Source organism: Halosubterraneus shenae, from assembly GCF_050510935.1.
Lineage (GTDB): Archaea > Halobacteriota > Halobacteria > Halobacteriales > Haloferacaceae > JBDGPU01.
Window position 1 is genome coordinate 366,813 of record NZ_JBNLVO010000003.1, and the last position, 21,232, is coordinate 388,044.

A 21,232-nucleotide genomic window follows, 5' to 3' on the forward strand; every position below is an offset into this window, starting at 1 on the left:
GCACGCGGCAAGCGGGCTTCGAGTCACAAGAACCATAACGTCGGATTTGAAAGGAAGACCATGAAGGCGGTAGTACTGGCGGGAGGGTACGCAACACGTCTGTGGCCGATCACGAAGCACCGACCGAAGATGTTTCTCCCGGTCGGTGAGAACACGGTCATCGACGAGATCTTCGCGGACCTGGAGGCCGACGACCGGATCGACGAGGTGTTCGTCTCCACGAACGACCGGTTCAACGGCGAGTTCCAGGCGTATCTCGACGAGAGCGACTTCGAGAAGCCCAAACTGTCCATCGAGGACACGACCGAGGAGGACGAGAAGTTCGGCGTCGTGGGCGCGCTCGCCCAGCTCGTCGACCGCGAGGGGATCGACGACGACCTCGTCGTCGTGGCCGGCGACAACCTGATCAGCTTCGACGTCGGCGAGTTCGTCGACTTCTTCCAGGCGAAGGAGACGCCGACGATCGCCGCGTACGACGTCGGTAGCCGCGAGCGGGCGAAGTCCTACGGGCTCGTCGAGCTCGAGGGCGACGAGGTCGTCGACTTCCAGGAGAAGCCCGACGACCCGAACTCCACGCTCGTCTCCATCGCGTGTTACGCGTTCCCCCAGGATTCTCTCTCACTGCTCCAGACGTATCTCGAGGAAGGCAACAACCCGGACGAGCCCGGCTGGTACATCCAGTGGCTCCAGAATCGGGGCGACGTCCACGCGTTCACGTTCGACGGCGCCTGGTTCGACATCGGCACGGCCGAGAGCTACCTCGACGCGGTCGAGTACGAGCTGGGCGGCGAGGCGCTCGTCGACGACGCCGCGACCGTGACGAACAGCGAGATCGGTGACAACGTGCAGGTGATGGCCGACGCCACCGTCGAGAACTCGGAGCTCGAACGCGCCGTCGTCTTCCCGGGAGCGACGATCCGGGACTCGGCGATCGAGAACTCCATCGTCGACACCGAGGCCCACATCGTCGACGTCGACCTCGCGGGCTCGCTCATCGGCGAGCATACGACGATCACGCCCGGCGAGGGCTTCTGAGGGCCTGGCGGTCGCCTTCGCGAACCGAGTAGAGTTGCTCTTCCGCCGCCTACTCCGCCAGCGACGCGTCGGTGATCTGCAGGTGCCCGCGCGTCCCGTCCCAGACCGTGTCGTACTCGAGGTCGATGGCGCGGTCCATGTGGGGGCCGTCGGTGACGAACGTCTCGAACTCGCCGCCCTCGCCGATGACGTGGACGCCGTACTCCTCGTTCAGTTCCCGGAGCTCGTCGAGGGCGCCGTGGTCGAGCGTTCGCCCGAGCCACGACTCGTCGAGCCCGTACGCCGCGACCTGGATGATCGTGATCTCGAAGCCGGCGTCGATCATCTCCTCGGCGAGCGTTTCGGGATCGCGCTGCCACAGCGGGGCGAACAGGTCGATACCGAGCCGGTCGCACATCGCCTCGATGCGGCTGGTCTGGAACTCGCTCTCGACGGCGCCGGCGGTGACGCCCGCGAGGTCGATCTCGGTCGCCAGCTCCCGGAGGGCGGCTTCCATCGGCTCGACCTCCGCGTCGCCCTGGGCCCCGGAGTCGCGGACGTCGTCGGCGCCGAAGTCGTCGGGCTCGACGTCGACGAGCTCGATGCCGATGCTCTCGGCGGCGAGGCTGGCGAGCTCCGTCGCCGGCGTGTGGTACATGTAGGAGTCGCCCTCGGGATGCACGGTCAGCAGTCGCGACACGTCCATCCCCTCCTCCAGCGCGCGGTACAGCGCCCACGAGGAGTCCTTCCCGCCGGAGAACAGGCTCACCCACTCGCCATCGTTCATACCGAGCGTACGCGCAGGGGCGTTAAACAGCCAGCGGTCCGATGGCGACGGCAGCACCGTCCGATGGCGACGGCAGCGCACGAAAAACCCGGACCGCGTCAGAACAGCCCGACGTTGAGCGCGTAGGGCCACGGCGCCCCGCCGATCGCGAGGAGCGCGAGGGCCGCCCCGAACCCAGTGACGTTCTTCAGGAACTGCGTCATCTCCGACTGCTTCTCCTCCGGGTCCTCCATCGTCCAGAAGTCGTGCATCTGGACGGCACCGACGAGGAGGAACGTGGCCAGCGCCCCCGCCGACAGGACGGGGAACGCGCCGACGGCGATACCGAGGCCACCGAAGAGCAGCATCCCACCCGAGACGAGGACGGCCGCACGCGGGTAGGGAACCCCCTTGAACTCCGCGTAGCCGACCATGCTGTCGGTGTCCATGAAGTGGTTAAGCCCCATGAACGCCAGCACGCCGCCGAACAGCAGTCGGCCCAGCAGGAACAGCTCGGCCGCGCCCGTACCGCCGAAGGCTTGCACCACGACCGCGCTCATCGATCTCCACCCCTCGTTATCGCTGGTTGTCGGTTTCGAGACATTCCAGCCGGAATACTCCGGTGACACTTAAATCATTTATTGCAGATCGGTGTGAATGTTTTATATCTCCTGCAGATATTGTGTCGGAACTGCTTCTTTGTTCAACCGGGATCCTTCCGGAGCGGAGTTCCGGAGCGGAGTTCCGGAGCCGGTGGGCGGGAGCGAAGATCAGGAGGAGTCCGCGGCCGCCTCGCGACTGCTCTCCAGCGCGTCCGGGTGGACCTCGGCGGCGTCGACGGCGACCTCGCGGAACGCGGGCCAGTCCTCGTCGTCGACCGCGGCCGCCGCGGAGAGGTCGCCGCCGGCGATCCGCTCCAGCGTCCGCCCGTACTCGCCTTTCAGCGTCACGAAGGCGTCGCTCAGCTCCGGCGACAGCTCTTCGGGATGTTCGACCTCCAGCCGCTGTCCCTGCTCGACGTTTCGGATGATGAGCTCGATCTCGCCGGCGTCGATCGCGTCCGCGATCCGCGCTACCGCTGATTCGTCGTCCATAGCGGAGGCCACGTGGGGCGGACCTGTAAAAGCGACCGCCGAACGGAGCGTACCAGCGTCCCGCCGGCGCTCTCACTCGACGTCGACGCGGGGGTCGAGCCACACGTACAGCACGTCCTGCAGCAGGTTCCCCAGCACGCCGAGAACGGCGACGAGCAACGTCGCCGCCAGGACCACGCTGATGTCGCGGTCATGGATGGCGCCGTACGCGAGGGCACCGGCTCCGGGGAGCCCGAAGACCGCCTCGACGACGTAGACGGTGACGAGGAGGAGCGCCACCCCTTCGATACAGAACAACGAGACGAGCGGGAGCGCGGCGTTCCGCAGGACGTGGCGGGCGAGGTCCCGGGACCCGGCCCCGCTGGCTCGCAGGGTCCGGACGAACTCCGCGGGCACGTACTCCAGCGCCTCGGCCCGGGTGTACCGTGCTTGCACGGCGAGCAGGTTCGCACAGACGACGGCGGCGGGCAGGATCATCGACTGGAGGTTGTCGGGGTGCCAGAGCCCGTACCGGTCGTCCCACGCGACCTCGACCCAGCCGAGCTCGTGGACAGCGACCGCGATGGACATCTCGCCGAGCCAGAACACGGGGAGGCCAAACCCGGAGTAGACGGCCGCCGCGATCGCTTTGTCGAGGTAGCCACCGCTCCGCATGGCGGTATAGATCCCGGTCCCGACGCCGACGACCGTCGACACGAGAACCGCCGGCAGCACGTAGAGAGCAGTCACCGGGATCGTCTCGCGGAAGGCCTGGGTCACCGGCTTTCCCCCGAGCGTCGTGCCGAGATCCAAAACGAGATACGAGGAGAGCCACAGCCAGTAGCGCCTGTACAGGGGCAGATCGTAGTTGCGGGCCTGGCGGTACGCCTCGACCGCCTCGCCGCCGGCAACCCACGCTACGAGCACCTCGTTCGGGTCGGGCGTGAGCGCCACCAGCAGGAACGTCCCCGAGATGACGACCCAGACGGCCACGATCGACCAGACGAGGCGTTTGAACACGTATCGTCGCATTGAACGCTGGGGGAACCCAGTATCAGGTGTTCCATAAGTCCCCCGGTGACTGTAGGCCGGATTTTACCTTTGGGAGTATTTAACACTCATAACCGTGACTGCCGGATACATGTGCGGAGATACCGAACGCGAGATAGTTGCAAACGGTCCGCAACGGACACCGTAAGTCGATGACGGCGAGCGACGACGGGTCGGCTGGGTCGGGCCACGCCGTCGAAACGGCGTCGACGGCCGACGCCCAGCCGACGTTCGAAACAGTCGAGCTGGGTGAGGGAACGACCCGGTGGCGGCCGGCCGCGACGACGGCCACGTTCGTCGCCGGCGCGACCGTCCTGGTCGCGCTCGCGACCTACCACCTGCGGGTCCTCCCCGAGGGAACACCGCTGTACGGGTCCTTCGTGCCGTCGATCATCGACTGGCTCTACTGGCTCTCCACGTGGTCGATCGTGTCGTATCTGGTCGTTCCGATGATCCGAAGCCGGGGGCTCGTGGCCCACTACTGGCGTCACCTCCGGCGCAATCGCGTCGCCGTCGCGAGTCTGATCTACCTCGGCCTGTTCGGCGTCGTCGCCACCGTGGGCCCCCACGTCGTCGGGGGGCCCGCGGAGCCGGTGTTCGGAACGGCAGGCGCGCGGGAGCCACTCCCCTCTCAACCGCCCGTCGGGTTCAGCGTCTCGAATTCCCTCGTCTTCTGCGGGGAGAACCTCGTCGATGGCCGGTGCGTGGGCACCTGGCAGTACCCGTTAGGGACCACGGCCACGGGCGACGACGTGCTCAGCCGGATCGTCCACGGGATGAACGTCGCGCTCAAGGTGGTCGTGATCTCCGGGACGCTGATGGTCCCGCTCGGCGTCGGCGTCGGAACCATCGCCGGATACGTCGGCGGACGCGTCGACGACGCCCTGATGCGTTACGTCGACGTCCAGCAAGTGCTTCCGGCCTTCTTCATCGTGCTCCTGTTCCTCGTCATCCACGACGGCGGGCTGCTCCTGCTCGTGCTGGTCTTCGGGCTGCTCAACTGGGGCGGGATCGCCCGTCTCGTCCGCTCGGACGCGCTGAAGACCCGCGAGGAGGGGTTCGTCTGGGCGGCGCGGAGTGCGGGCGCGCGTCCCCTCCGGATCGTGCGTCGGCACATCGTCCCGAACACCTCCAGTACGATCCTGACGGCGATCACCCTGCAGTTGCCGCTCATCGTGATCATGGAAACGACGCTGGCGTACCTGTTCTCCCGGGGCCGGGTCGGGGCCGCACGCGCCTCCATCTGGCAGGTCGACCTCTCGTGGGGGTGGACCATCGCGCTCGGCTTCTCGGATCGCGCCTTCCCGACGCTGTCGTGGTGGGTCGCACTCGCACCGGGGATCCTGCTGCTGGCGACGACCGTGAGCCTCAGCCTGCTCGGGGACGCCATGCGGGACGCGCTCGACCCGCGGGTGGAACGATGACCGACCCGCTGCTCGCGGTCGAGGACCTCCACGTCCAGTTCGACACGCCGGACGGGACGCTCCGCGCCGTCGACGGCGTCTCCTTCACCGTCGACCGCGGCGAGACCGTCTGTCTCGTCGGCGAGTCGGGGTCGGGCAAGACCGTCTCCTGTGAGGCGCTCACCGGCCTCCTCCCGACGCCCCCGGGTGAGGTCACGCAGGGGACGGTCCGGTTCGACGGCGCGGACCTGACGACCTACTCCGAGACGCAGCTCCGAGCGGTCCGCGGCGACCGCATCGCGCACGTGTTCCAGAACCCGCAGGGCGCGCTCGATCCGGTGTACACCGTCGGGGAGCAGCTCGTCGAGGCGATCGGGTACCACCGGGACGTCTCGAAGGCGGCCGCCCGCGAGCGCGCCATCGACCTGCTGGACCGGGTCGGCATCCCCACGCCCGGCACGCGCGTCGACGAGTACCCCCACGAGTTCTCCGGGGGGATGAAACAGCGCGTCGTCGTCGCGCTCGCCCTGACGTGCGAACCCGACCTGCTCGTCGCGGACGAACCGACGACGGCGCTGGACGTGACGACCGAGGCGCAGCTGCTCGACCTCCTCGCGGACCTGCAGGCGGAGTTCGACATGGCGATCCTCTTCGTCACGCACGACCTCGGCGTCGTCGCCGAGATCGCTGACCGCGTCGTCGTCATGTACGGCGGCAAGGTGATGGAGCAGGGCGACGTGTTCGACGTCTTCGACCGGACCGCCCATCCCTACACGGCCGCGCTCATGAAGGCGCTCCCGGGCAAGGGCGCGCTCCAGCCGATCGGCGGCGACCTCGTCGACCCCGTCGACCCGCCGGACGGCTGCCGGTTCGCGCCCAGGTGCGAGCACGCGACGCCCGCCTGCACGTCCGGCGGCCAGCCCCCCCTCTACGCCACCGGTGACGGACGACGCGCGCCCGCGGACGACGAGGTCCACGGCGACGCCACCGCCGGCCACAGCGCCTCCTGCGTCTACTACGGCCCCCACCACGACCGCGACGACCTCGACCTGGAGAGTGATTCCGATGCGTGATCCGACTCGGGGCGACGGCGACGGCAACGGCGACGGTGACGGCGACGGCGGTTCCGAGCCGCTGCTCCGCGTCGACGACCTGGAGAAGCACTACCCGATCACGAGTGGGCTCCTGCAACGGGAAACGGGACGGGTCCGCGCCGTCGACGGCATCTCCTTCACCGTCGACCGCGGCGAGACCGTCGGGATCATCGGGGAGTCCGGGTGCGGGAAGTCGACCGCGGCGACCTCGCTGCTCCGCCTCGAGGAGCCGACCGGCGGCCGGATCGCGTTCGACGGCGAGGACGTTCGCGGCTTCGACGACGCCGAGCTGCGGGCGTTCCGGCGGCGCACCGGCATGATATTCCAGGATCCGACGGGGAGCTTCGACCCGCGGATGACGATTGGCGAGTCCATCGCGGAACCGCTCCGCGTTCACGGCGTCGCCGACGCGGGGACGCGCCGGGCGGTCGTCGAGGACCTGCTCGAGCGCGTGGAGCTGCCGACGGAGACGTTCGACCGATACCCGCACAAGCTCTCGGGCGGACAGAAGCAGCGGGCCGCGCTGGCCCGGTCGCTCGTCGTCAACCCGGACCTGCTCGTCGCCGACGAACCCGTGAGCGCGCTCGACGTGAGCGTGCAGGCGGAGATCCTCACGCTGCTCGACGAGCTCCAGGCCGACCTCGGGCTGGCCACCCTCGTCATCAGCCACGACATCGGCGTCGTCCGCGAGATCTGTGACCGGGTCCACGTCATGTACCTCGGCGAGATCGTCGAATCCGGGCCGACCGAGGCCGTCCTCGCGGACCCACAGCACCCGTACACGCAGGCCCTGGTCGCCTCGGTGCCGACGCCGGACCCCCACGCGCCGGACCGCGACGTGACCCTGTCGGGCGACGTGCCCGACGCCGCGAACCCGCCGAGCGGCTGCTCGTTCCACCCACGATGTCCGTCCGTCGTGCCGCCGGCGTCGCTGGAGCTCCCCGAGGAGCAATGGCGACCTGTCTACGACTTTCGGCTCACGCTCGCCGCCGAGGACGTCGACCGCACGGCGCTGGCGACGAGCGCCGGCGTCGACCCCGCGGCCCTCGACGTGGCGGCGCTTCGCGCGGAGTTCGCCCTCCCGGCAGAGCTCCCGGACGAGTCGGCCGACGAGGCGCTGGCGGACGCGCTCTCCGCGGCCGTCGCCGGCGACGTCGACGACGCGCTCGACGCGCTGTCCCCGTTCGCCTCCATCTGCGAGCGCGAGGACCCCGACCCGCGACCGACGCCCGCGGGCCGGTCCGTGCCGTGTCACCTGTACGAGCCGGAGGGTGAGTGAGAAAGGGCTGCGTCGCGCCGAACGGCGAAACGCCGGGTCAGGCCTTTTTAAATCCGGCCGCGGCGCCGACGGCGAACCCGCCGCCCATCGGGATCGCGTTGGCCATCTCCAGCAGGTAACCGCTGGCCTGTGCGTCGATCTGGCTGGCCTCCGGCGTGATACCGGCGAGCTTGCTCCAGTTCATCTGGAGGACGCCGCGCGTTTCGAGGTACGTGAACATGGCCAGCTGGAGGCCGGCGAGCACGGCGATGACCTTGGCGATCTTCTTCGCGGCGTAGCCGGTGACGAAGCCGAGCAAGCCACCCATCGTGATCTCCCCGCCCACGGGGAGTAGTGATTCGATGCCTACCATGTTGCTCCTTCAACAGCCGTACGGCAAAGGGGTTTGGTCACAGTCTCGGCGTCCGGGATGGGCCCGAGAAGGGGGTCGACGTCGGCGCCAACGTCTGACCGAGAGCGACGGCAGTGGGTCGTCGTGGTCGAGCGTGCTGATCTACGCACGGAGGGAGAAGGCGGCTACGCACGGAGGGAGAAGGCGGCTACGCACGGAGGGAGAAGGCGGCTACGCACGGAGGGAGAAGGCGGCTACGCACGGTGGGAGAAAGCGGCTTCGCTCGGGGTATCTGGCGCTCTACAGAGGAGAACAGCAGAGAGCTGTCGTCCGGTTACTCGGAGATGAACTCGTTGTCGCGCCAGTCGACGCCGCCGTTGCCCTCGCCGTTGCCCTGGGGGCTCTCGACGACCTCGACGGAGGCGGGCCGGTCCTCGCCCTCGACGATGCGGGTGGCGGAGAGCTCGCCGTCCTTGTCCGTGATCGCCGTGAGCGTGCCCTTCTCGGCCTGGAGGGCGATCTCGCGGAGGACGAGGAACATCGGGTACTGCAGCGCCGTGTTCTGGAGGACCGTTTCGCGGTCGCCCTTGAAGCAGGCGAACTCGACGAGCTCGGAGGGAATCTCCTCCTCCTCGTCGTCCATCCACTGGGGGCCACCGGCCCGCGGCGGCTCCTCCTCGTAGACGCGCGTCTCCGTGACGGAGGCCTTCAGCTGCGCCGTGGGCGTGTACTTGCTGATGGACTCGTCGTCGGAGACGGCCTTGATGATGAGTGTGTTGTTACGACGAGTGATGTTCACGTCGTCGATCTCCGGGGGTAGCTCCGGATCGTTCTCGAAGTAGTCCTCTACGTCTTCGAGTGGCAGTTCGAGCGTCGAGTGAAGTCGGAACACGCGGCCTGACATGGGTAATGTGGAATGGGTGGTCGGATGATCGAGACACCGAAGTGACGACCGTACCTACCAGAAGTACGGCTCGTAGCCTTATAGGGTCTGTCCTTAGGGACACTCCGGGAACGCCGTTTCAATCAGACGGTCGAAACCTCGCGCCAGCGGGCGTCGAACGACTACTCGACGTCGAGGGTCTCCTCGAGCTCGCCGCGCTCGTCGAGCTCCGCGAGCACGTCGCTGCCGCCGATGAACTCGCCGTCGACGAACGCCTGCGGCGTGGTCTCCCAGTCGCTGTGGGATTCGAGTGCCTCGCGAAACTCCGGGAGCGCCGGCAGGACGTCGACCGTTTCGAACTCGTCGACGTACTGCGAGATGAGGTTGACCGCGCGCTGGGAGTAGCCGCACTGCGGCATGAGCCGGTTCCCCTTCATGAACAGGACGACGTCGTTGTCGGCGATCGCCTCGTCGACCCGCTTTTGAACCTCCTCGGCAGACAGCTCGCTCTCGGGACTGAACGTCATACCTATCCATAGGCGGCCGGACAGGAAAGGGGTTGCGCTGTCAGCCGTCGAGGCCAACTACTCCACCCTGGACACCCACTGCTCGGCCAGCATTTCCTCGAGACAGGCCTCACAGAGCTCCAGCTCGAGGCGCTTCGACTCTCCGCGCTGGCGCTCGAAGTGGAGACGATGGACACCCGAATCCGCCTCCCCGCCACAGTTGATACAGGTCATTGCTCACTGGACTTCACATTTAGTTACCTACTTGTCACTTTCGGTCGCAAATGCTGTGACGTCGCTGCCGTCGCCGACTCGGTCTTCGCTGCCGTCGCCGACTCAGTCGCCGCGTTCGACGCGGACGACGTCGATCAGCGAGTAGACCGGAACGCCGTCGATCTCCTCGGCGCCGCCCTTGTCGGCCAGCACGCAGCAGGCGACGGGGTCGCCGCCCTCCGCGCGGATCGCTTCGACCGTCTCCTGCATCGTCGTGCCCGACGTGACGATGTCGTCGACGACGTAGCACTGCCGGTCCCGGATTCCGGCGAAGTTCCGGGAGAAGCCGCCGCCGCGTTCCGCGATGGCGCCCTCCTCCCACTGGTGTTTGGCCGGCGCGTAGGTCGCGATGTCCGTGTCGAGCGCGCGACCGATGGCCGTCGCCAGCGGGACGCCGGCCTTCTCGATGCCGACGGTGAGATCGACGACGTCCCCGTCATCGCCCCCGTCGTCCCCGGCGGCGCCGTCCTCGACGCCGCCGTTCTCGGCGGCCATCAGGTCCGCCATCGCCTTCGCGGCGTACGTGAGCCGCGAGGAGTCGCGACCGATCGCTGACCAGTCGACGTGGATGTCCGAGGTCGGAGTGGGCTCCGTGCCGGTCTGGACCTCCGTCGCCTCGGTGGTGTCGGCCCGGTCGACGAGCCAGCTCGCCGTCTCGCGGGAGACGTTCAGTTCGTCCGCGATCTCGCCTTTCGAGAGCCCGCGACCCGCCAACTCGGCGGCGCTGGCGATGAGGTCGTCGACGTTCTTCATGTGACGTGCGTTCGACGGCCGATTTAATAGGCGTGTCGTCGGCGATAGGCGAGTTCGTCTGTGTGCGTCGTTCTGTAGAGAGTGGAGAGATAGCTGGAGGTCCTCAGCTGCACGTTATAAGTAGGTTCGTTCGGGTGATACGGTCTTGCTCTTGACAGCACCGCAAACGCCCAGAAAGCCCTCGGCCGCTCGCGGTCGCTGAGCAGGATATCCACGGCTCTCCACACCGCCCGCCGTGGATAGTGCCTGTCTCAGCGACTCCCCTCCAGCGCGAGCGGCCGTCGCCCTTTCAGTCCGCCAGGCCAGCACCGCAACCGCGACAGCGACAGCACCGCACGGCTCCCGCAAGCCTCGGCCCTCCCCAGCCTCGGCCGGGGCGCGCCGGCTCCGCAACGCACCGCGCGGCGCGCCCCGCCCTCCCTCGCACGCGTTTCTCGCGCGCGCCGACCGCCCTGCACCGCGATAGTCTGGCAACCGCCGCTCGCGACGCCCAGTCACCACTCGCGTGCGGGACTGAAAGGGGCAGCCGCTGAGCGGGACGCCCTGCGAAACTAGCACCGCAACGGCGAACGAGCGAAGCGAGTGAGCCGTGAGGAGCGCAGCGAGCAGCGCGAACGCTCAGCGGCTGGGGCTTTCTGGATGTGCCGAGTGGTCTCGCCCGCGACGATAACCGATTTTATTTAAAAGCGCGAGTATTCAGCAGTTGGGTTTGAGGATCATGAGTCCAGTCGCTAAAGACGACGAACCAACCCGTTCATCGATTCACGTGTTCGAAAACCTCTCACGGCAGGACAGACTTTTGTAACCGTCGTGGGCAAACGTAGTAGACGTGTGCACGCTCGTTCTCGCCTGGCAGGTGTTCGCCGACGCGCCGGTCGTCGCCGCCGCGAACCGCGACGAACGGTTCGACCGCCCAGCAGAGCCGCCGTCGGTTCGGGAGGGTGAGTCGACGCGGGCGGGCGAGCCGACGGTCGTCGCTCCCCGCGACGCCGAGGCCGGCGGAACGTGGGTCGGCTGCAACGACGCCGGCGTCTATGCGACCATCACGAACCGCTGGCTCAGCGAGGACCGCGAGGGCGACCGGTCACGCGGGCTGCTCGTCGACGACTGTCTCGACCACGACTCCGCGGCGGCGGCCGTGCGCGCGGTCGAGCGCGAGCTCGACGAGCGCGAGTACGACGGCTTCCACCTGGTCGTCGCCGACGAGTCCGGCGCGTTCCTCGTCGCCAACGACGGCCGCGTCGACGTGACGCGGCTCGACCCCGGTGTCCACGTCGTCGTCAACGTCGGCGGCGTCGTCAACGGTCGCGGCCGCTTCACCATCCCCGAGCGTCGGCAGGCGGTCGGCGAGCGACAGGCCGAGAACGCCCGGCGGCTCGGCGACCGCCTCCGGCCGGATCCCGGCGAGGCGGCCGACGACTGGCTCGACCGCGCGGGGGCAGCACTCGGCGACCACGACGCCGGCGTCTGCATTCACCGCGAGGGATTCGGGACGCGATCGAGCTCGCTCGTCCGGGTCGGAGCTGGCGGCGAAACGCGGTTCGAGTTCGCCGATGGGCCGCCCTGCGAGACCGCCTTCGAGCCGGTCGACCTCCCGCGGTCGTTCGGAGACGGCCACTGACTCGCCCGGCGCGAAACGCGGACCGCAACGCCGGCGACGACCGCGAAGGTCACCTTTAAGCGAATCGCGGCCGGCCTACAGAACATGAGTGTTTCCGACCTCGAGGCCGACCTTTCCGAGGACGAACAAGCGGGGCTCGAGCTCATCCGCGAGACTGGTGGGATCCACCAGAGCAACTTCTGGAAGGAGCTGGACGTGTCCTCGCGCAAGGGGAGTCGGATCGCGGAGTCGCTGGAGGAGTCCGGCCTCATCAAGCGCGAGGAGACGGTCTTCGAGGGGCACAACACCTACTACCTGGAGCCCGCGGCCCGGGACCTCGACTTCTCGCTTTTGATGGCGGGCGACATGCTCTCCCCGTTCATCGGCGAGGAGGAGGTCGACGAGCAGTCCGACTCGTTCTCGCAGTGGCTGATGAACCTCGCGTACGAGGAGTACTGAGCCGTCGCCTCGGCCTGAAGGGTTGTTTTTCCGCCGTCGACCGTTCCCGCCCGCACAGCGCCCACACAGCCACCGCTCAGTCCGTCGGGAACTCGTCCGAGGTCGGCGCCATCGTCGGCGGCGACGGCGCCTCCTCCAGCGTCTCGAAGAAGCGCCCCGCGATGATGTCCTCGATGATGTCCCGGAGCGTCTCCTGTGAGTCCTCGTCGACGTCGCCCAGGATCCCCAGCGGGACCTGCGCGCCGGCCATGTCCGCGTGCCCGCCCGCCGAGCCGACCTGCCCGAGCGCCTCGCGGAGGGCCTCGCCGACGTCGACGTCGGCGCCGCGAGCCCGCGCGGACGCGTAGACGACGCCGTCCATGTACCCGTAGACGAGCGTGATCGTGACGTCCTCGAGGTTGAGTAGCTTCTCGGCCGCCTGGGCCAGTGTGTCGCGGTCGCCGATCGACCCGACGCAGGACGCGACGGCCGAGCCCTGGATCTCGCGGTTGCGGATCGCCTCCGCGAGCGTGTCGAGCGTGTCCGGGCTCACGCTGGGGCTCTCCACGCGCTCGAGCGTGTCCTCGTCGGCCTGCACGAGCAGCTCCGCGCCGGCCTCGAAATCGGCCGTGGACACCTCCCGGACGAAGTCCTGTGTGTCGACCCGGATGCCGAACAGCAGCGCCGTTGCCAGCTCGCGATCGGGGTCGATACCGAGCTGGTGGAAATACTCCGCGATTTGAGTGCTCGTCGCGCCGATCTCGGGCCGCACGTCGATGAACGTCGCCTCCACCGGCCCGCGTGGCGGGTGATGATCAACGACGACGTCGACGGCCGTCTCCTCCGGCAGGCTGTCGTTGATCCCGGGACGGGAGTGGTCGACGAGCGCGACGCCGTCGTAGTCCGCCAGGTCGATCTCGTCGAGGTGCCGGAGCGGTAAGTCGAGGAGGTTCACCAGCGCGCGGTTCTCCTGGTGGGCGATCTCGCCGCCGTAGCAGGCGACCGCCTGCACGCCGACCGCCTCCGCGATCCGGGCCAGCCCGAGCGCGCTCGCGATGGCGTCCGGGTCCGGATTGTCGTGCGCGACGACCGCCAGCGGCCCGGAAAGGTCCCGGAGCACGTCGAGGAGCCTGGCCATCCGTTCGTCGGTGTCCGGCCCGGCGGCCTCGACCACGCTGTCCGCAAGCGTTCTGACCGGGTCGATCACCTCGTCGGCGAGCTCGGCCATCGCCGCCCGCTGGTCGGTGGTGGGGTCCGCGCCGGTGTACCCGATGACCATCGCCGCCGGGAACCGCTCCCTGGCGCGCTCGGCGGCCGCCAGGTTGCGCTCGGGGTCGTCGCCGGCGACGATGACCACGTCGACGTCGGCGGGGTACGCGTCCGCGTCCGTCGGCGCGGCCTCCGTCGCGGAGACGTTCTCCTCGCGCAGCGTCGTGATCCAGCCGGTGTCGTCGGTCACGACGAAGAGCTCGCCGGCGCGCTCGCTCGCGCGCTCGACGAGCGTGTGGCCCACCGAGCTACAGCCGAGGACGAGCCGCCGTAACATAGCCGAAGTGAGTCCCTGCGTGCCCTAAACGCTACCGTCCTCGCTATTCGTGAATCGCGGAGGTTCGGATTGTGTAGTGGTTGTTGTGGGCGGTAGCAACTGGGACGACGGGCGATGTGGAGATGCCGAGCGTTTGTACTTATAAACAAATCCGGCTATCTCAGCTTGTGACGCCACTTGGCACACCCAGAAAGCCCCAGCTGGCGAGCTGTCGCATTTATAAACATATTCGGTTAGCGTCGCTGACGATACCACTCAGGATGTCCAGAAAGCCCCAGCCGCTGACCGGTTGCGCTGCTCGCTGCGCTCTTCACGGCTTACTCGCTTCGCTCGTTCGCCGTTGCGGTGCCTGAGTCGAAGACTCAGACTAGCGAGAGCTTCGCTCTCGCGTCGCTTGCGTCGCAGGGCATCCCGCTCAGCGGCTGCCCCTTTCAGTCCCACCCGGGAGTGGTGGCCGGGCGTCGCTCGCGGCGGCTCTTCGGCGGTCGTCGCTCGCCGGCTGGCCGGCCTGCGGAGCGGTTGGCGCGTGCGAGGGAGGCCGGCGCCGAGGCGGTGCGGTTCCGGCGCCGGCCGAGGCTGGGGAGGGCCGAGGCTTGCGGTAGCCGTGCGGTGCTGTCGCTGTCGCGGTCCTGGCGGACTGAAAGGGCGATGGGCGCTCGCGCCGCAGGGGAGTCGCTGCGCCGACCCCTATCCACGGCGGGCGGTGTCTTCGCGAACGCAGCGAGCGAAGGCCAGAAAGTCGCAGCCCGGCAGCCCGCTACTGCAGGCAGCCCGGAACGTCTTTCGCGGCGGAGAGCCGCGGATATGTCGCGCAGCGACCGCGAGCGGCCGAGGGCTTTCTGGGCATTGGCGGTGCTGTCGAGAGCAAGACCGTACCACCTGTTCAAACCGGTTTATAAAGAGCGGTCGATGGCTTTCTGGGCGTTTGCGGTGCTGTCGAGACCGATACCGTACCACCTGTTCAAATCAGTTTATAAAGAGCGACCGGTGGATTTCTGGAAAGCTCCGCTCACGTCACCGACATCTACCGCTCAGCTGGTTTTTAAATAACATTCAGACCTCGTCAAAGTCATTATCGCCCACCCGAGTCGACTTCTCTCAACCTTCAAGAAAAATCCGCAACCCTCGAAAAAGAGGAATTACGGGAAGATCGCGGCCGCGACCGACTGCGCGGTCTCGATGACCGGCCCGAAGCCGGGCAGGATCAGCACGGTCGCGACGGCGGCGAACAGCACGGCGGCGTACAGCGCGGTCGGGCGGTCGTCGAGGGCCGACAGGTCACCGGATGGCTCCTCGATCCAGAGTGCCTTGACGACGCGGCTGTAGTAGTACAGCGAGAGGACGCTGTTCAGGGCGCCGACGGCGGCGAGCCACCAGAAGCCGTTGAACACGGCCGCCATGAACAGGAAGTACTTCGAGAAGAACCCGCCGAACGGGGGGAGCCCCGCCAGCGAGAACATGAAGACGGTCATCGCGAGGGAGGCGATCGGCGCCTTCGTCGCGAGGCCGTTGTAATCCTCGAAGGTCCGGCCGACGCCCCAGTGCTCGACCAGGGCGACGAACAGGAACGCGCCGGTGTTCATGAACCCGTAGACGAGCAGGTGCGCCATCGCAGCGCCCATCACGTCGCCGTTGTGGGTCCCACCGGCCGACAGCGCCGCGAGGCCGATGAGCGCGTAGCCGGCGTGCCCCACGGAGGAGTACGCGAGCATGCGCTTCACGTTCGACTGCACGGCGGCGGCGAAGTTCCCGAGCGTCATCGTCGCGATGGCGACGACGGCGAACGCGAGGCCCCAGTCGATGCCCGCGGCGGTCGCGGCCCCGAGCGGGAACGCCTCGACGAACACGCGGAAGGCGACGGCGAAGCCGGCCGCCTTCGACGCCGAGGAGAGGAACGCGCTCACGGGGGCGGGCGCGCCCTCGTACGCCTCCGGCGCCCAGAAGTGGAACGGGACGGAGGCAGTCTTGAACGCGACGCCACCGAGCACCATCACGACGCCGAGGCCGGCGACGCCGGCCAGGTCACCGATGTCCTGGAATGCGGCGGCGACGTCGCCCAGGATCAGCGAGCCCGTCGCGGCGTAGACGAGCGAGATACCGAACACGAAGATGGCGGAGGAGACGGCGCCGACGAGGAAGTACTTCAGTCCCGCCTCGACGCTCCCGCGGTTCTCCTTCAGGTACGCGACCAGCGCGTACGACGGCAGCGACGCCATCTCCAGCGCGACGAAGATGACCGCCAGCGAGTTCGCCACCGAGAGCAGCGCCATGCCGGTCGCGGCGAACAGCATGAGCGAGTAGAACGCGCCGGGGTCCTCGTGGTCGGCGAGGTAGTCGTGGCTCGCGACGACGACCAGGGCCGTCACGGACGCAAAGATGGCCGTGAAGAACAGCCCGAGGCCGTCGACCTTGATCGCGTCGGCGAACAGCAGGATCTCGCCGCCCGTCGCCGGCTGGCCCGTGCCAGCGGCGAGGAACCAGGCCGTCAGGCCCAGCGAGGTGAGCGCGCCGACCGTGCCGACGACGGCCAGCGGCGTGTTCGAGCGGTTGTCCGGGTTCAGCGTGTCGGCGAGCAGCAGCACCAGCCCGGTGACCGCGAGGGCCAGGGCCGGCGCCAGTGCCGTCCATTCAGCGAGTTGGGTAGCCATTAGTTGGCACCTCCGTCGATAAGCGGCGTGACAGCGTCACGGATCATCTCGAAGAACAGGTCCGGGGCGACGCCCAGCACGATGATCGCCAGCAACAGCGTCGCCAGCGGGATCGTGTCCTGCAGCGGCGCCTGCCCGACCTCGTAGTCGGTTTCGAGCTCGTAGGGCCCGAAGAGGACGCGCTGCATGGCCAGCAGCAGGTAGCCGGCGACGATGACGATACCGAACATCGCGGCGGCCGTGAAGACGGGCATCAGCCCGCCAGCGACGGTGGAGCCGAAGGAGCCGACGAAGATGAAGAACTCCCCGGCGAAGCCAGCCATCAGCGGGAGGCCCATGTACGCGAACGCGCCGGCGACGAGGATGCCCATCGCGACGGGCATCCGGTCGGCCAGCCCGGACATGTCCCCGACCATCCGCGTGTGCGTCTGGTTGTAGAACACGCCGACGGACATGAACATCAGCCCCGAGATGAGGCCGTGCGCGACCATCTGGAACGTCGCGCCGCCGAGCCCGTACTCGGTGAACGCGAGCAGGCCCAGGATGACGTACCCCATCGACGAGACGGAGGAGTACGCGACGATGCGCTTGAAGTCCTTCTGGGCCAGCGCCAGCATCGCGCCGTAGATCACCGAGATGACGGCGAGGGCGGCGATGGGCACGGCGAGCGTCTGCGCCTGGTCCGGCAACATTGTGAAGTTGAACCGGAGCAGCGCGTACGTCCCCATCTTCAGGAGGACGCCGGCCAGCACCACCGACACCGGCGTCGGCGCCTCGACGTGAGCGTCCGGCAGCCAGGTGTGAACCGGCACCATCGGCACCTTCACCGCGAAGCCGAAGAACATCGCGACGAACGACGCGAGCGCGACCGTCGACGGCGCGATGCCGTAGAACGAGCCGATCCCGCCGTCCGCGATCGCCTGCGTGATCGCCGGCAGGCCGAACGTGCTCACGCTGTCGCCCAGCGAGAACACGAGCGACGTGAAGCCGATGAACATGATCAGCGAGGCCGCGTTCGTGTACACGAAGAACTTGATCGCGGCGTACTTCCGGCGCGGGCCGCCCCAGACGCCGATGAGCAGATACATCGGGACGAGGACGGCCTCCCAGAAGATGAACCAGACGAAGAAGTCCAGCGCGGTGAACACACCGATCAGGTTCGCCTCCATGAACAGCATCAGGCCGTAGAACTGGCCGAGCCGCTCGCTGATGGGCGTCCACGCCGACAGGATCGCCAGCGGGACGAGGAACGTCGTCATCACGATCAGCGGGAGGCTGATGCCGTCGACGCCGACGAACCACTGCATGGTGTAGCCGCCGACGGTGAGCCAGTCCTGCTGTGTTGCGAACGCGATCTCGCCGCCCGTCAGGGCGTTGCCGACCGCGTCGAACCGGGACCACATGTAGAGACTCCCGACGAAGGGAATCAGACTGAGCGCGAACGCGAGCTTGTGTGCCCACTCGTCCGGAGCGAGCATCACGAGCAGCGCGCTCACGAACGTGACGGCGATGAGCGTTTCGATTATCACAGGAACCACCCCCCGAGAACGCCCAGGACGACAATGAGCCCGATGAGGCCGATGGTGAGCATCGCCGCGTAGTTCGTGACGATGCCGGTCTGGATCTTCCGGATGCGGTCACCGCCCGCGAGGCTGACCGAGGAGATCCCGTTGACGACGCCGTCGACGATCCCCTGGTCGAACGTGTCGGCCACGCCGGCGACGTCCTGCGTCCGGTAAGCGAGCCACACCTGCAGTTCGTCCTGGTAGTAGTTGTTGTACAGTACGTCCTTGATCCCGCCCAGCTTGGCGGTGTGCTCCGTCGGCTGCGCGACGTTGTAGAGCTTCCACGCGACGAGCAGCCCGAGCACGGCCAGGCCGAGCGAGAGGCCAGCGCCGATGAGCATCGTGGCCGTCTCGCCGCCGGCGATGTACGACGCGTGGTACGGGCCGACCTCGTGGTAGTGGTGCGAGGAGAGCCCCTCGATGCCGCCGAAGTCGTTGTTCAGCCAGCGGTGGAGGAAGTCGATGTCCTTCAGGCCGAACAGCTTCTTCACCGGCACCATGTTGACGACGCCGGCGACGACCGCCAGCGAGCCGAGCACCGTGAGCGGCCCCTTCACGTTCCAGCCGACCGGCTCGGGATCACGCGCCGTGTCCGAGCGTGCGTCGCCGTGGAACGTCAGGAAGACCATCCGGAACGTGTAGAACGCGGTGACGGGCACCGCGAGCAGGCCCATGATCCAGCCGCCCAGGATGAGCGGCGTGTCGAGCCCGTGAACGAGCGCCTCGAAGAGGATCTCGTCTTTCGACCAGAAGCCGGCGAACGGGAAGATGCCCGCGAGCGCGAGCGAGCCCGCGAGGAACGTGTAGTAGGTGACGGGCATCTTCGACTTCAGCCCGCCCATGTCCCACATGTCCTCGTTGTGGTGCATCGCGATGATGACCGACCCGGCGCCGAGGAACAGCAGCGCCTTGAAGAACGCGTGGGTCATCAGGTGGAAGACCGCGGCCACGTAGCCGCCGGCCCCCAGCGCGAGCATCATGTAGCCGTACTGCGAGATCGTCGAGTACGCGAGCACCTGCTTCAGCTCATCCTTGACGACGCCCATCGTCGCCGCGAACAGCGCCGTGAAGCCGCCGATGAAGGCGATCACCGCCATCGTCGTCGGCGTCAGCGCGTAGAAGCCGTACATCCGCGCAACGAGGTAGACGCCGGCCGCGACCATCGTCGCTGCGTGGATGAGCGCGGAGACGGGCGTCGGACCCTCCATCGCGTCGGGGAGCCAGGTGTGCAGCGGGAACTGGGCGGACTTGCCGACGACGCCGCCAAGAATCAGCAGGCCGACGACGGTGAACCACGACTGGGCCGCCATGCCGAACGGCGTCCAGGCGTCGAACTCGCCGTTGAGCGCCTGCTCCGCGAGGTGCGGGAAGGAGTGCTCCCCGGCGAAGCCGGCGGAGCCGAAGGTGACGAACACCGCGACGACGCCGACGAGGAAGAAGTAGTCACCGAAGCGGGTGACGAGGAACGCCTTCTTCGCCGCCGACGCCGGCCCCGGCTGTCGGAAGTGGAAGCCGATGAGCAGGTACGAGCAGAGCCCGACCAGCTCGAAGAACATGAAGGCCAGAAGCAGGTTGTCGGCGACGACGAACCCGAGCATCGAGGCCGTGAACAGGCCGAGCCCGGCGTAGTACCGCGGCAGTCCCGTCTCGCCCTCGTCGTTCATGTAGCCCAGCGAGAAGACGTGGACCAGCGTCGCGACGAGCGTCACGATGACGAGCATCAGCGCCGACAGCGGGTCGATAAGGACGCCGAACGTGAGCTCGAACTGCTCGCCGCCCGCCCACGTGTACAGCGTCTCGTTGTACGCGTCGCCGCCAGCGACGGCCGCGGCCGCCCACAGCGACAGCACGAACGAGCCGGCCGTCGCGGCGATGCCGGGGATGGCACCGCCCTTCGGCAGGGCGTCGCGGAAGGCTAAGGCGACGAGGAACGATACGAACGGCAGCAGGACGATCGCCGGCACGTAGTCGAACGCTACCATTTCACCACCTCATCTCCGTTGGAACAGTCACGTCTGTGTCACCAAAGTTGCGATACAGCACGAGGATAATGCCGATCCCGATGGCGACCTCGGCGGCAGCCAGCGCGATCACGAACAGGGCGAACACCTGACCGGTCAGGTCGCCGTAGAACTCCGAGAAGGCGACGAAGTTGATGTTCGCCGCGTTGAGCATGAGCTCGACGCTCATCAGGAAGAAGAGCGCGTTGCGCCGGGTCAACACGCCGAAGAGGCCGATACAGAACACGGCCGCGGCGAGCACCAGGTAGTACTCCGGCGGGAGCATCAGCGCTCACCTCCGTCGTCGACCTTCCGGCCGCGCGTGAACGCGCCGCCGACGGCCGAGATGACGCTGCCGCCCTCCTCGCGCTTCGCGAGGTAGAGGGCGCCGTCAACGGCGACGTCCAGCGTCAGCGCGACGATGATGAACGCCGCCAGGAAGCCCTCGGTGGCGGCCGCGAGACTGCCGACCTCGAGGTCGAGCAGGGCGTACCCGATGTTGTGGGTGATCGTGTCGGCGGCCTCGCCCGACAGCTCGAAGCCGGTCGGCGTCCCGAAGTCGGCGCCCACGAAGACGGCGCTCATGACGCCGAACAGCAGGAGCGCCGCGAGCCCGGGCACCAGCCCGCGCTCCTCGACGCCCCCGACGTCGCCGGCGCCTTCGGCAGCGGCGCCCGCGTCGCTGGCGTCCGAGTCGCTACTCATGCGCTACTCACCTCCGTTTCGTTCGATCGCGTGAGCATCACGGCGAACGTGATGAGAATGAGGACCCCGCCCACGTAGACGAGCACCTGCATGGCGGCGAGAAACTCCGCCTGTAACATCACGTAGTGCACCGCGACGCTCAATAGGGCCGCACCCAGGAGGAGGGACGCGTGGAACACGTCCTCCACGAGTACGACGCCCAGGCTGGCCGCCACTGTGACCAGGGCGAACAGCGCGAACGCGATGGTTTCAAGGACCATTGTATGTGTCTCCTTTGAGATTCCCTTTGAAGATTTCGAGAACGG

Annotated in this window: 22 protein-coding genes; 6 read left to right on the plus strand and 16 right to left on the minus strand. The window is 67.7% G+C overall.

The genetic code is table 11. The features are described from left to right. The first annotated feature begins 60 nt into the window (after positions 1–60). Positions 61–1,035 (plus strand): sugar phosphate nucleotidyltransferase, encoded by a 975-nt coding sequence (locus ACQE3M_RS08175; protein ID WP_430505099.1) that lies wholly within the window; start codon positions 61–63, stop codon positions 1,033–1,035. A gap of 49 nt (positions 1,036–1,084) precedes the next feature. On the opposite strand, the gene ACQE3M_RS08180 is transcribed toward ACQE3M_RS08175, so the two are convergent. The 4 genes from ACQE3M_RS08180 to ACQE3M_RS08195 form a co-directional block, all read right to left on the minus strand. Beyond that, complete coding sequence (locus tag ACQE3M_RS08180) at positions 1,085–1,801, minus strand: diphthine--ammonia ligase (RefSeq protein WP_430505100.1); 717 nt, start codon at positions 1,799–1,801, stop codon at positions 1,085–1,087. A 98-nt stretch (positions 1,802–1,899) separates the two neighbouring features. After that, entirely contained in the window at positions 1,900–2,340 is a 441-nt protein-coding gene (locus tag ACQE3M_RS08185) for a DoxX family membrane protein (RefSeq protein WP_430505101.1), read from the minus strand. Positions 2,341–2,550: 210 nt separating this feature from the next. Continuing rightward, positions 2,551–2,874 carry a hypothetical protein gene (locus ACQE3M_RS08190; RefSeq protein WP_430505102.1) on the minus strand — a complete coding sequence of 108 codons (324 nt, stop codon included), beginning with the start codon at positions 2,872–2,874 and terminating at the stop codon, positions 2,551–2,553. Positions 2,875–2,946: 72 nt separating this feature from the next. Then, the gene (locus ACQE3M_RS08195; protein ID WP_430505103.1) at positions 2,947–3,885 is read right to left on the minus strand and encodes an ABC transporter permease; all 939 of its coding nucleotides are present in this window, start codon (positions 3,883–3,885) and stop codon (positions 2,947–2,949) included. A 170-nt stretch (positions 3,886–4,055) separates the two neighbouring features. Here ACQE3M_RS08195 and ACQE3M_RS08200 point away from each other — a divergent pair, with 170 nt between their 5' ends. The 3 genes from ACQE3M_RS08200 to ACQE3M_RS08210 are packed head-to-tail and all read left to right on the plus strand — an operon-like array spanning position 4,056 to position 7,679. Then, positions 4,056–5,327, plus strand: coding sequence for an ABC transporter permease (locus ACQE3M_RS08200; RefSeq protein WP_430505104.1), 1,272 nt, complete (start codon positions 4,056–4,058; stop codon positions 5,325–5,327). After that, a complete protein-coding gene (locus ACQE3M_RS08205; protein ID WP_430505105.1) occupies positions 5,324–6,379 on the plus strand; it encodes an ABC transporter ATP-binding protein in 1,056 nt (351 codons plus the stop codon). The genes ACQE3M_RS08200 and ACQE3M_RS08205 overlap by 4 nt, the downstream gene beginning before the upstream one ends. Then, positions 6,372–7,679: an ABC transporter ATP-binding protein gene (locus ACQE3M_RS08210; RefSeq protein WP_430505106.1), complete on the plus strand. Its 1,308-nt coding sequence runs from the start codon at positions 6,372–6,374 to the stop codon at positions 7,677–7,679. Before ACQE3M_RS08205 ends, ACQE3M_RS08210 begins: the two co-directional genes overlap by 8 nt. 37 nt (positions 7,680–7,716) lie before the next feature. Here ACQE3M_RS08210 and ACQE3M_RS08215 read toward each other — a convergent pair whose 3' ends face one another. The 5 genes from ACQE3M_RS08215 to gfcR all read right to left on the minus strand — a co-directional run bounded on the left by ACQE3M_RS08215 (position 7,717) and on the right by gfcR (position 10,425). Next, positions 7,717–8,031 carry an FUN14 domain-containing protein gene (locus ACQE3M_RS08215; RefSeq protein ID WP_430505107.1) on the minus strand — a complete coding sequence of 105 codons (315 nt, stop codon included), beginning with the start codon at positions 8,029–8,031 and terminating at the stop codon, positions 7,717–7,719. A 313-nt stretch (positions 8,032–8,344) separates the two neighbouring features. Beyond that, positions 8,345–8,914 carry a DUF7110 family protein gene (locus ACQE3M_RS08220; RefSeq protein ID WP_430505108.1) on the minus strand — a complete coding sequence of 190 codons (570 nt, stop codon included), beginning with the start codon at positions 8,912–8,914 and terminating at the stop codon, positions 8,345–8,347. Positions 8,915–9,075: 161 nt separating this feature from the next. Then, complete coding sequence (locus ACQE3M_RS08225) at positions 9,076–9,420, minus strand: glutaredoxin family protein (RefSeq protein WP_430505109.1); 345 nt, start codon at positions 9,418–9,420, stop codon at positions 9,076–9,078. Positions 9,421–9,477: 57 nt separating this feature from the next. Next, positions 9,478–9,633, minus strand: coding sequence for a hypothetical protein (locus tag ACQE3M_RS08230; protein ID WP_430505110.1), 156 nt, complete (start codon positions 9,631–9,633; stop codon positions 9,478–9,480). 102 nt (positions 9,634–9,735) lie between these two features. After that, entirely contained in the window at positions 9,736–10,425 is a 690-nt protein-coding gene (gene gfcR, locus ACQE3M_RS08235) for a transcriptional regulator GfcR (RefSeq protein ID WP_430505111.1), read from the minus strand. Positions 10,426–11,254: 829 nt separating this feature from the next. Here gfcR and ACQE3M_RS08240 point away from each other — a divergent pair. Both ACQE3M_RS08240 and ACQE3M_RS08245 read left to right on the plus strand, forming a co-directional pair. Next, positions 11,255–12,046 (plus strand): NRDE family protein, encoded by a 792-nt coding sequence (locus ACQE3M_RS08240; protein WP_430505112.1) that lies wholly within the window; start codon positions 11,255–11,257, stop codon positions 12,044–12,046. An 84-nt stretch (positions 12,047–12,130) separates the two neighbouring features. After that, entirely contained in the window at positions 12,131–12,484 is a 354-nt protein-coding gene (locus ACQE3M_RS08245; RefSeq protein WP_430505113.1) for a helix-turn-helix transcriptional regulator, read from the plus strand. A gap of 76 nt (positions 12,485–12,560) precedes the next feature. On the opposite strand, the gene ACQE3M_RS08250 is transcribed toward ACQE3M_RS08245, so the two are convergent. The 7 genes from ACQE3M_RS08250 to ACQE3M_RS08280 form a co-directional block, all read right to left on the minus strand. Then, on the minus strand, positions 12,561–14,009 hold the full coding sequence (locus tag ACQE3M_RS08250; RefSeq protein ID WP_430505114.1) for a DHH family phosphoesterase: 1,449 nt from the start codon (positions 14,007–14,009) through the stop codon (positions 12,561–12,563). Positions 14,010–15,148: 1,139 nt separating this feature from the next. Continuing rightward, the gene (locus ACQE3M_RS08255) at positions 15,149–16,657 is read right to left on the minus strand and encodes an NADH-quinone oxidoreductase subunit N (RefSeq protein ID WP_430505115.1); all 1,509 of its coding nucleotides are present in this window, start codon (positions 16,655–16,657) and stop codon (positions 15,149–15,151) included. Further along, entirely contained in the window at positions 16,657–18,186 is a 1,530-nt protein-coding gene (locus ACQE3M_RS08260) for a complex I subunit 4 family protein (RefSeq protein WP_430505116.1), read from the minus strand. Before ACQE3M_RS08260 ends, ACQE3M_RS08255 begins: the two co-directional genes overlap by 1 nt. After that, on the minus strand, positions 18,183–20,204 hold the full coding sequence (gene nuoL, locus ACQE3M_RS08265) for an NADH-quinone oxidoreductase subunit L (RefSeq protein ID WP_430505117.1): 2,022 nt from the start codon (positions 20,202–20,204) through the stop codon (positions 18,183–18,185). Before nuoL ends, ACQE3M_RS08260 begins: the two co-directional genes overlap by 4 nt. A 1-nt stretch (position 20,205) precedes the next feature. Beyond that, complete coding sequence (gene nuoK / locus ACQE3M_RS08270; RefSeq protein WP_430505118.1) at positions 20,206–20,508, minus strand: NADH-quinone oxidoreductase subunit NuoK; 303 nt, start codon at positions 20,506–20,508, stop codon at positions 20,206–20,208. Next, positions 20,508–20,927, minus strand: a complete 420-nt coding sequence (locus ACQE3M_RS08275) for a hypothetical protein (protein ID WP_430505119.1) — start codon at positions 20,925–20,927, stop codon at positions 20,508–20,510. The genes nuoK and ACQE3M_RS08275 overlap by 1 nt, the downstream gene beginning before the upstream one ends. Beyond that, entirely contained in the window at positions 20,924–21,187 is a 264-nt protein-coding gene (locus tag ACQE3M_RS08280) for an NADH-quinone oxidoreductase subunit J (protein WP_430505120.1), read from the minus strand. The genes ACQE3M_RS08275 and ACQE3M_RS08280 overlap by 4 nt, the downstream gene beginning before the upstream one ends. Between the last annotated feature and the right edge of the window lie 45 nt (positions 21,188–21,232).

Coding starts and splice junctions, on each gene's coding strand:
- ACQE3M_RS08175 (WP_430505099.1), top strand. CDS start 61: ATGAAGGCGGTAGTACTGGCGGGAGGGTACGCAACACGTCTGTGGCCG.
- ACQE3M_RS08180 (WP_430505100.1), bottom strand. CDS start 1,801: ATGAACGATGGCGAGTGGGTGAGCCTGTTCTCCGGCGGGAAGGACTCC.
- ACQE3M_RS08185 (WP_430505101.1), bottom strand. CDS start 2,340: ATGAGCGCGGTCGTGGTGCAAGCCTTCGGCGGTACGGGCGCGGCCGAG.
- ACQE3M_RS08190 (WP_430505102.1), bottom strand. CDS start 2,874: ATGGACGACGAATCAGCGGTAGCGCGGATCGCGGACGCGATCGACGCC.
- ACQE3M_RS08195 (WP_430505103.1), bottom strand. CDS start 3,885: ATGCGACGATACGTGTTCAAACGCCTCGTCTGGTCGATCGTGGCCGTC.
- ACQE3M_RS08200 (WP_430505104.1), top strand. CDS start 4,056: ATGACGGCGAGCGACGACGGGTCGGCTGGGTCGGGCCACGCCGTCGAA.
- ACQE3M_RS08205 (WP_430505105.1), top strand. CDS start 5,324: ATGACCGACCCGCTGCTCGCGGTCGAGGACCTCCACGTCCAGTTCGAC.
- ACQE3M_RS08210 (WP_430505106.1), top strand. CDS start 6,372: ATGCGTGATCCGACTCGGGGCGACGGCGACGGCAACGGCGACGGTGAC.
- ACQE3M_RS08215 (WP_430505107.1), bottom strand. CDS start 8,031: ATGGTAGGCATCGAATCACTACTCCCCGTGGGCGGGGAGATCACGATG.
- ACQE3M_RS08220 (WP_430505108.1), bottom strand. CDS start 8,914: ATGTCAGGCCGCGTGTTCCGACTTCACTCGACGCTCGAACTGCCACTC.
- ACQE3M_RS08225 (WP_430505109.1), bottom strand. CDS start 9,420: ATGACGTTCAGTCCCGAGAGCGAGCTGTCTGCCGAGGAGGTTCAAAAG.
- ACQE3M_RS08230 (WP_430505110.1), bottom strand. CDS start 9,633: ATGACCTGTATCAACTGTGGCGGGGAGGCGGATTCGGGTGTCCATCGT.
- gfcR (WP_430505111.1), bottom strand. CDS start 10,425: ATGAAGAACGTCGACGACCTCATCGCCAGCGCCGCCGAGTTGGCGGGT.
- ACQE3M_RS08245 (WP_430505113.1), top strand. CDS start 12,131: ATGAGTGTTTCCGACCTCGAGGCCGACCTTTCCGAGGACGAACAAGCG.
- ACQE3M_RS08250 (WP_430505114.1), bottom strand. CDS start 14,009: ATGTTACGGCGGCTCGTCCTCGGCTGTAGCTCGGTGGGCCACACGCTC.
- ACQE3M_RS08255 (WP_430505115.1), bottom strand. CDS start 16,657: ATGGCTACCCAACTCGCTGAATGGACGGCACTGGCGCCGGCCCTGGCC.
- nuoL (WP_430505117.1), bottom strand. CDS start 20,204: ATGGTAGCGTTCGACTACGTGCCGGCGATCGTCCTGCTGCCGTTCGTA.
- nuoK (WP_430505118.1), bottom strand. CDS start 20,508: ATGCTCCCGCCGGAGTACTACCTGGTGCTCGCCGCGGCCGTGTTCTGT.
- ACQE3M_RS08275 (WP_430505119.1), bottom strand. CDS start 20,927: ATGAGTAGCGACTCGGACGCCAGCGACGCGGGCGCCGCTGCCGAAGGC.
- ACQE3M_RS08280 (WP_430505120.1), bottom strand. CDS start 21,187: ATGGTCCTTGAAACCATCGCGTTCGCGCTGTTCGCCCTGGTCACAGTG.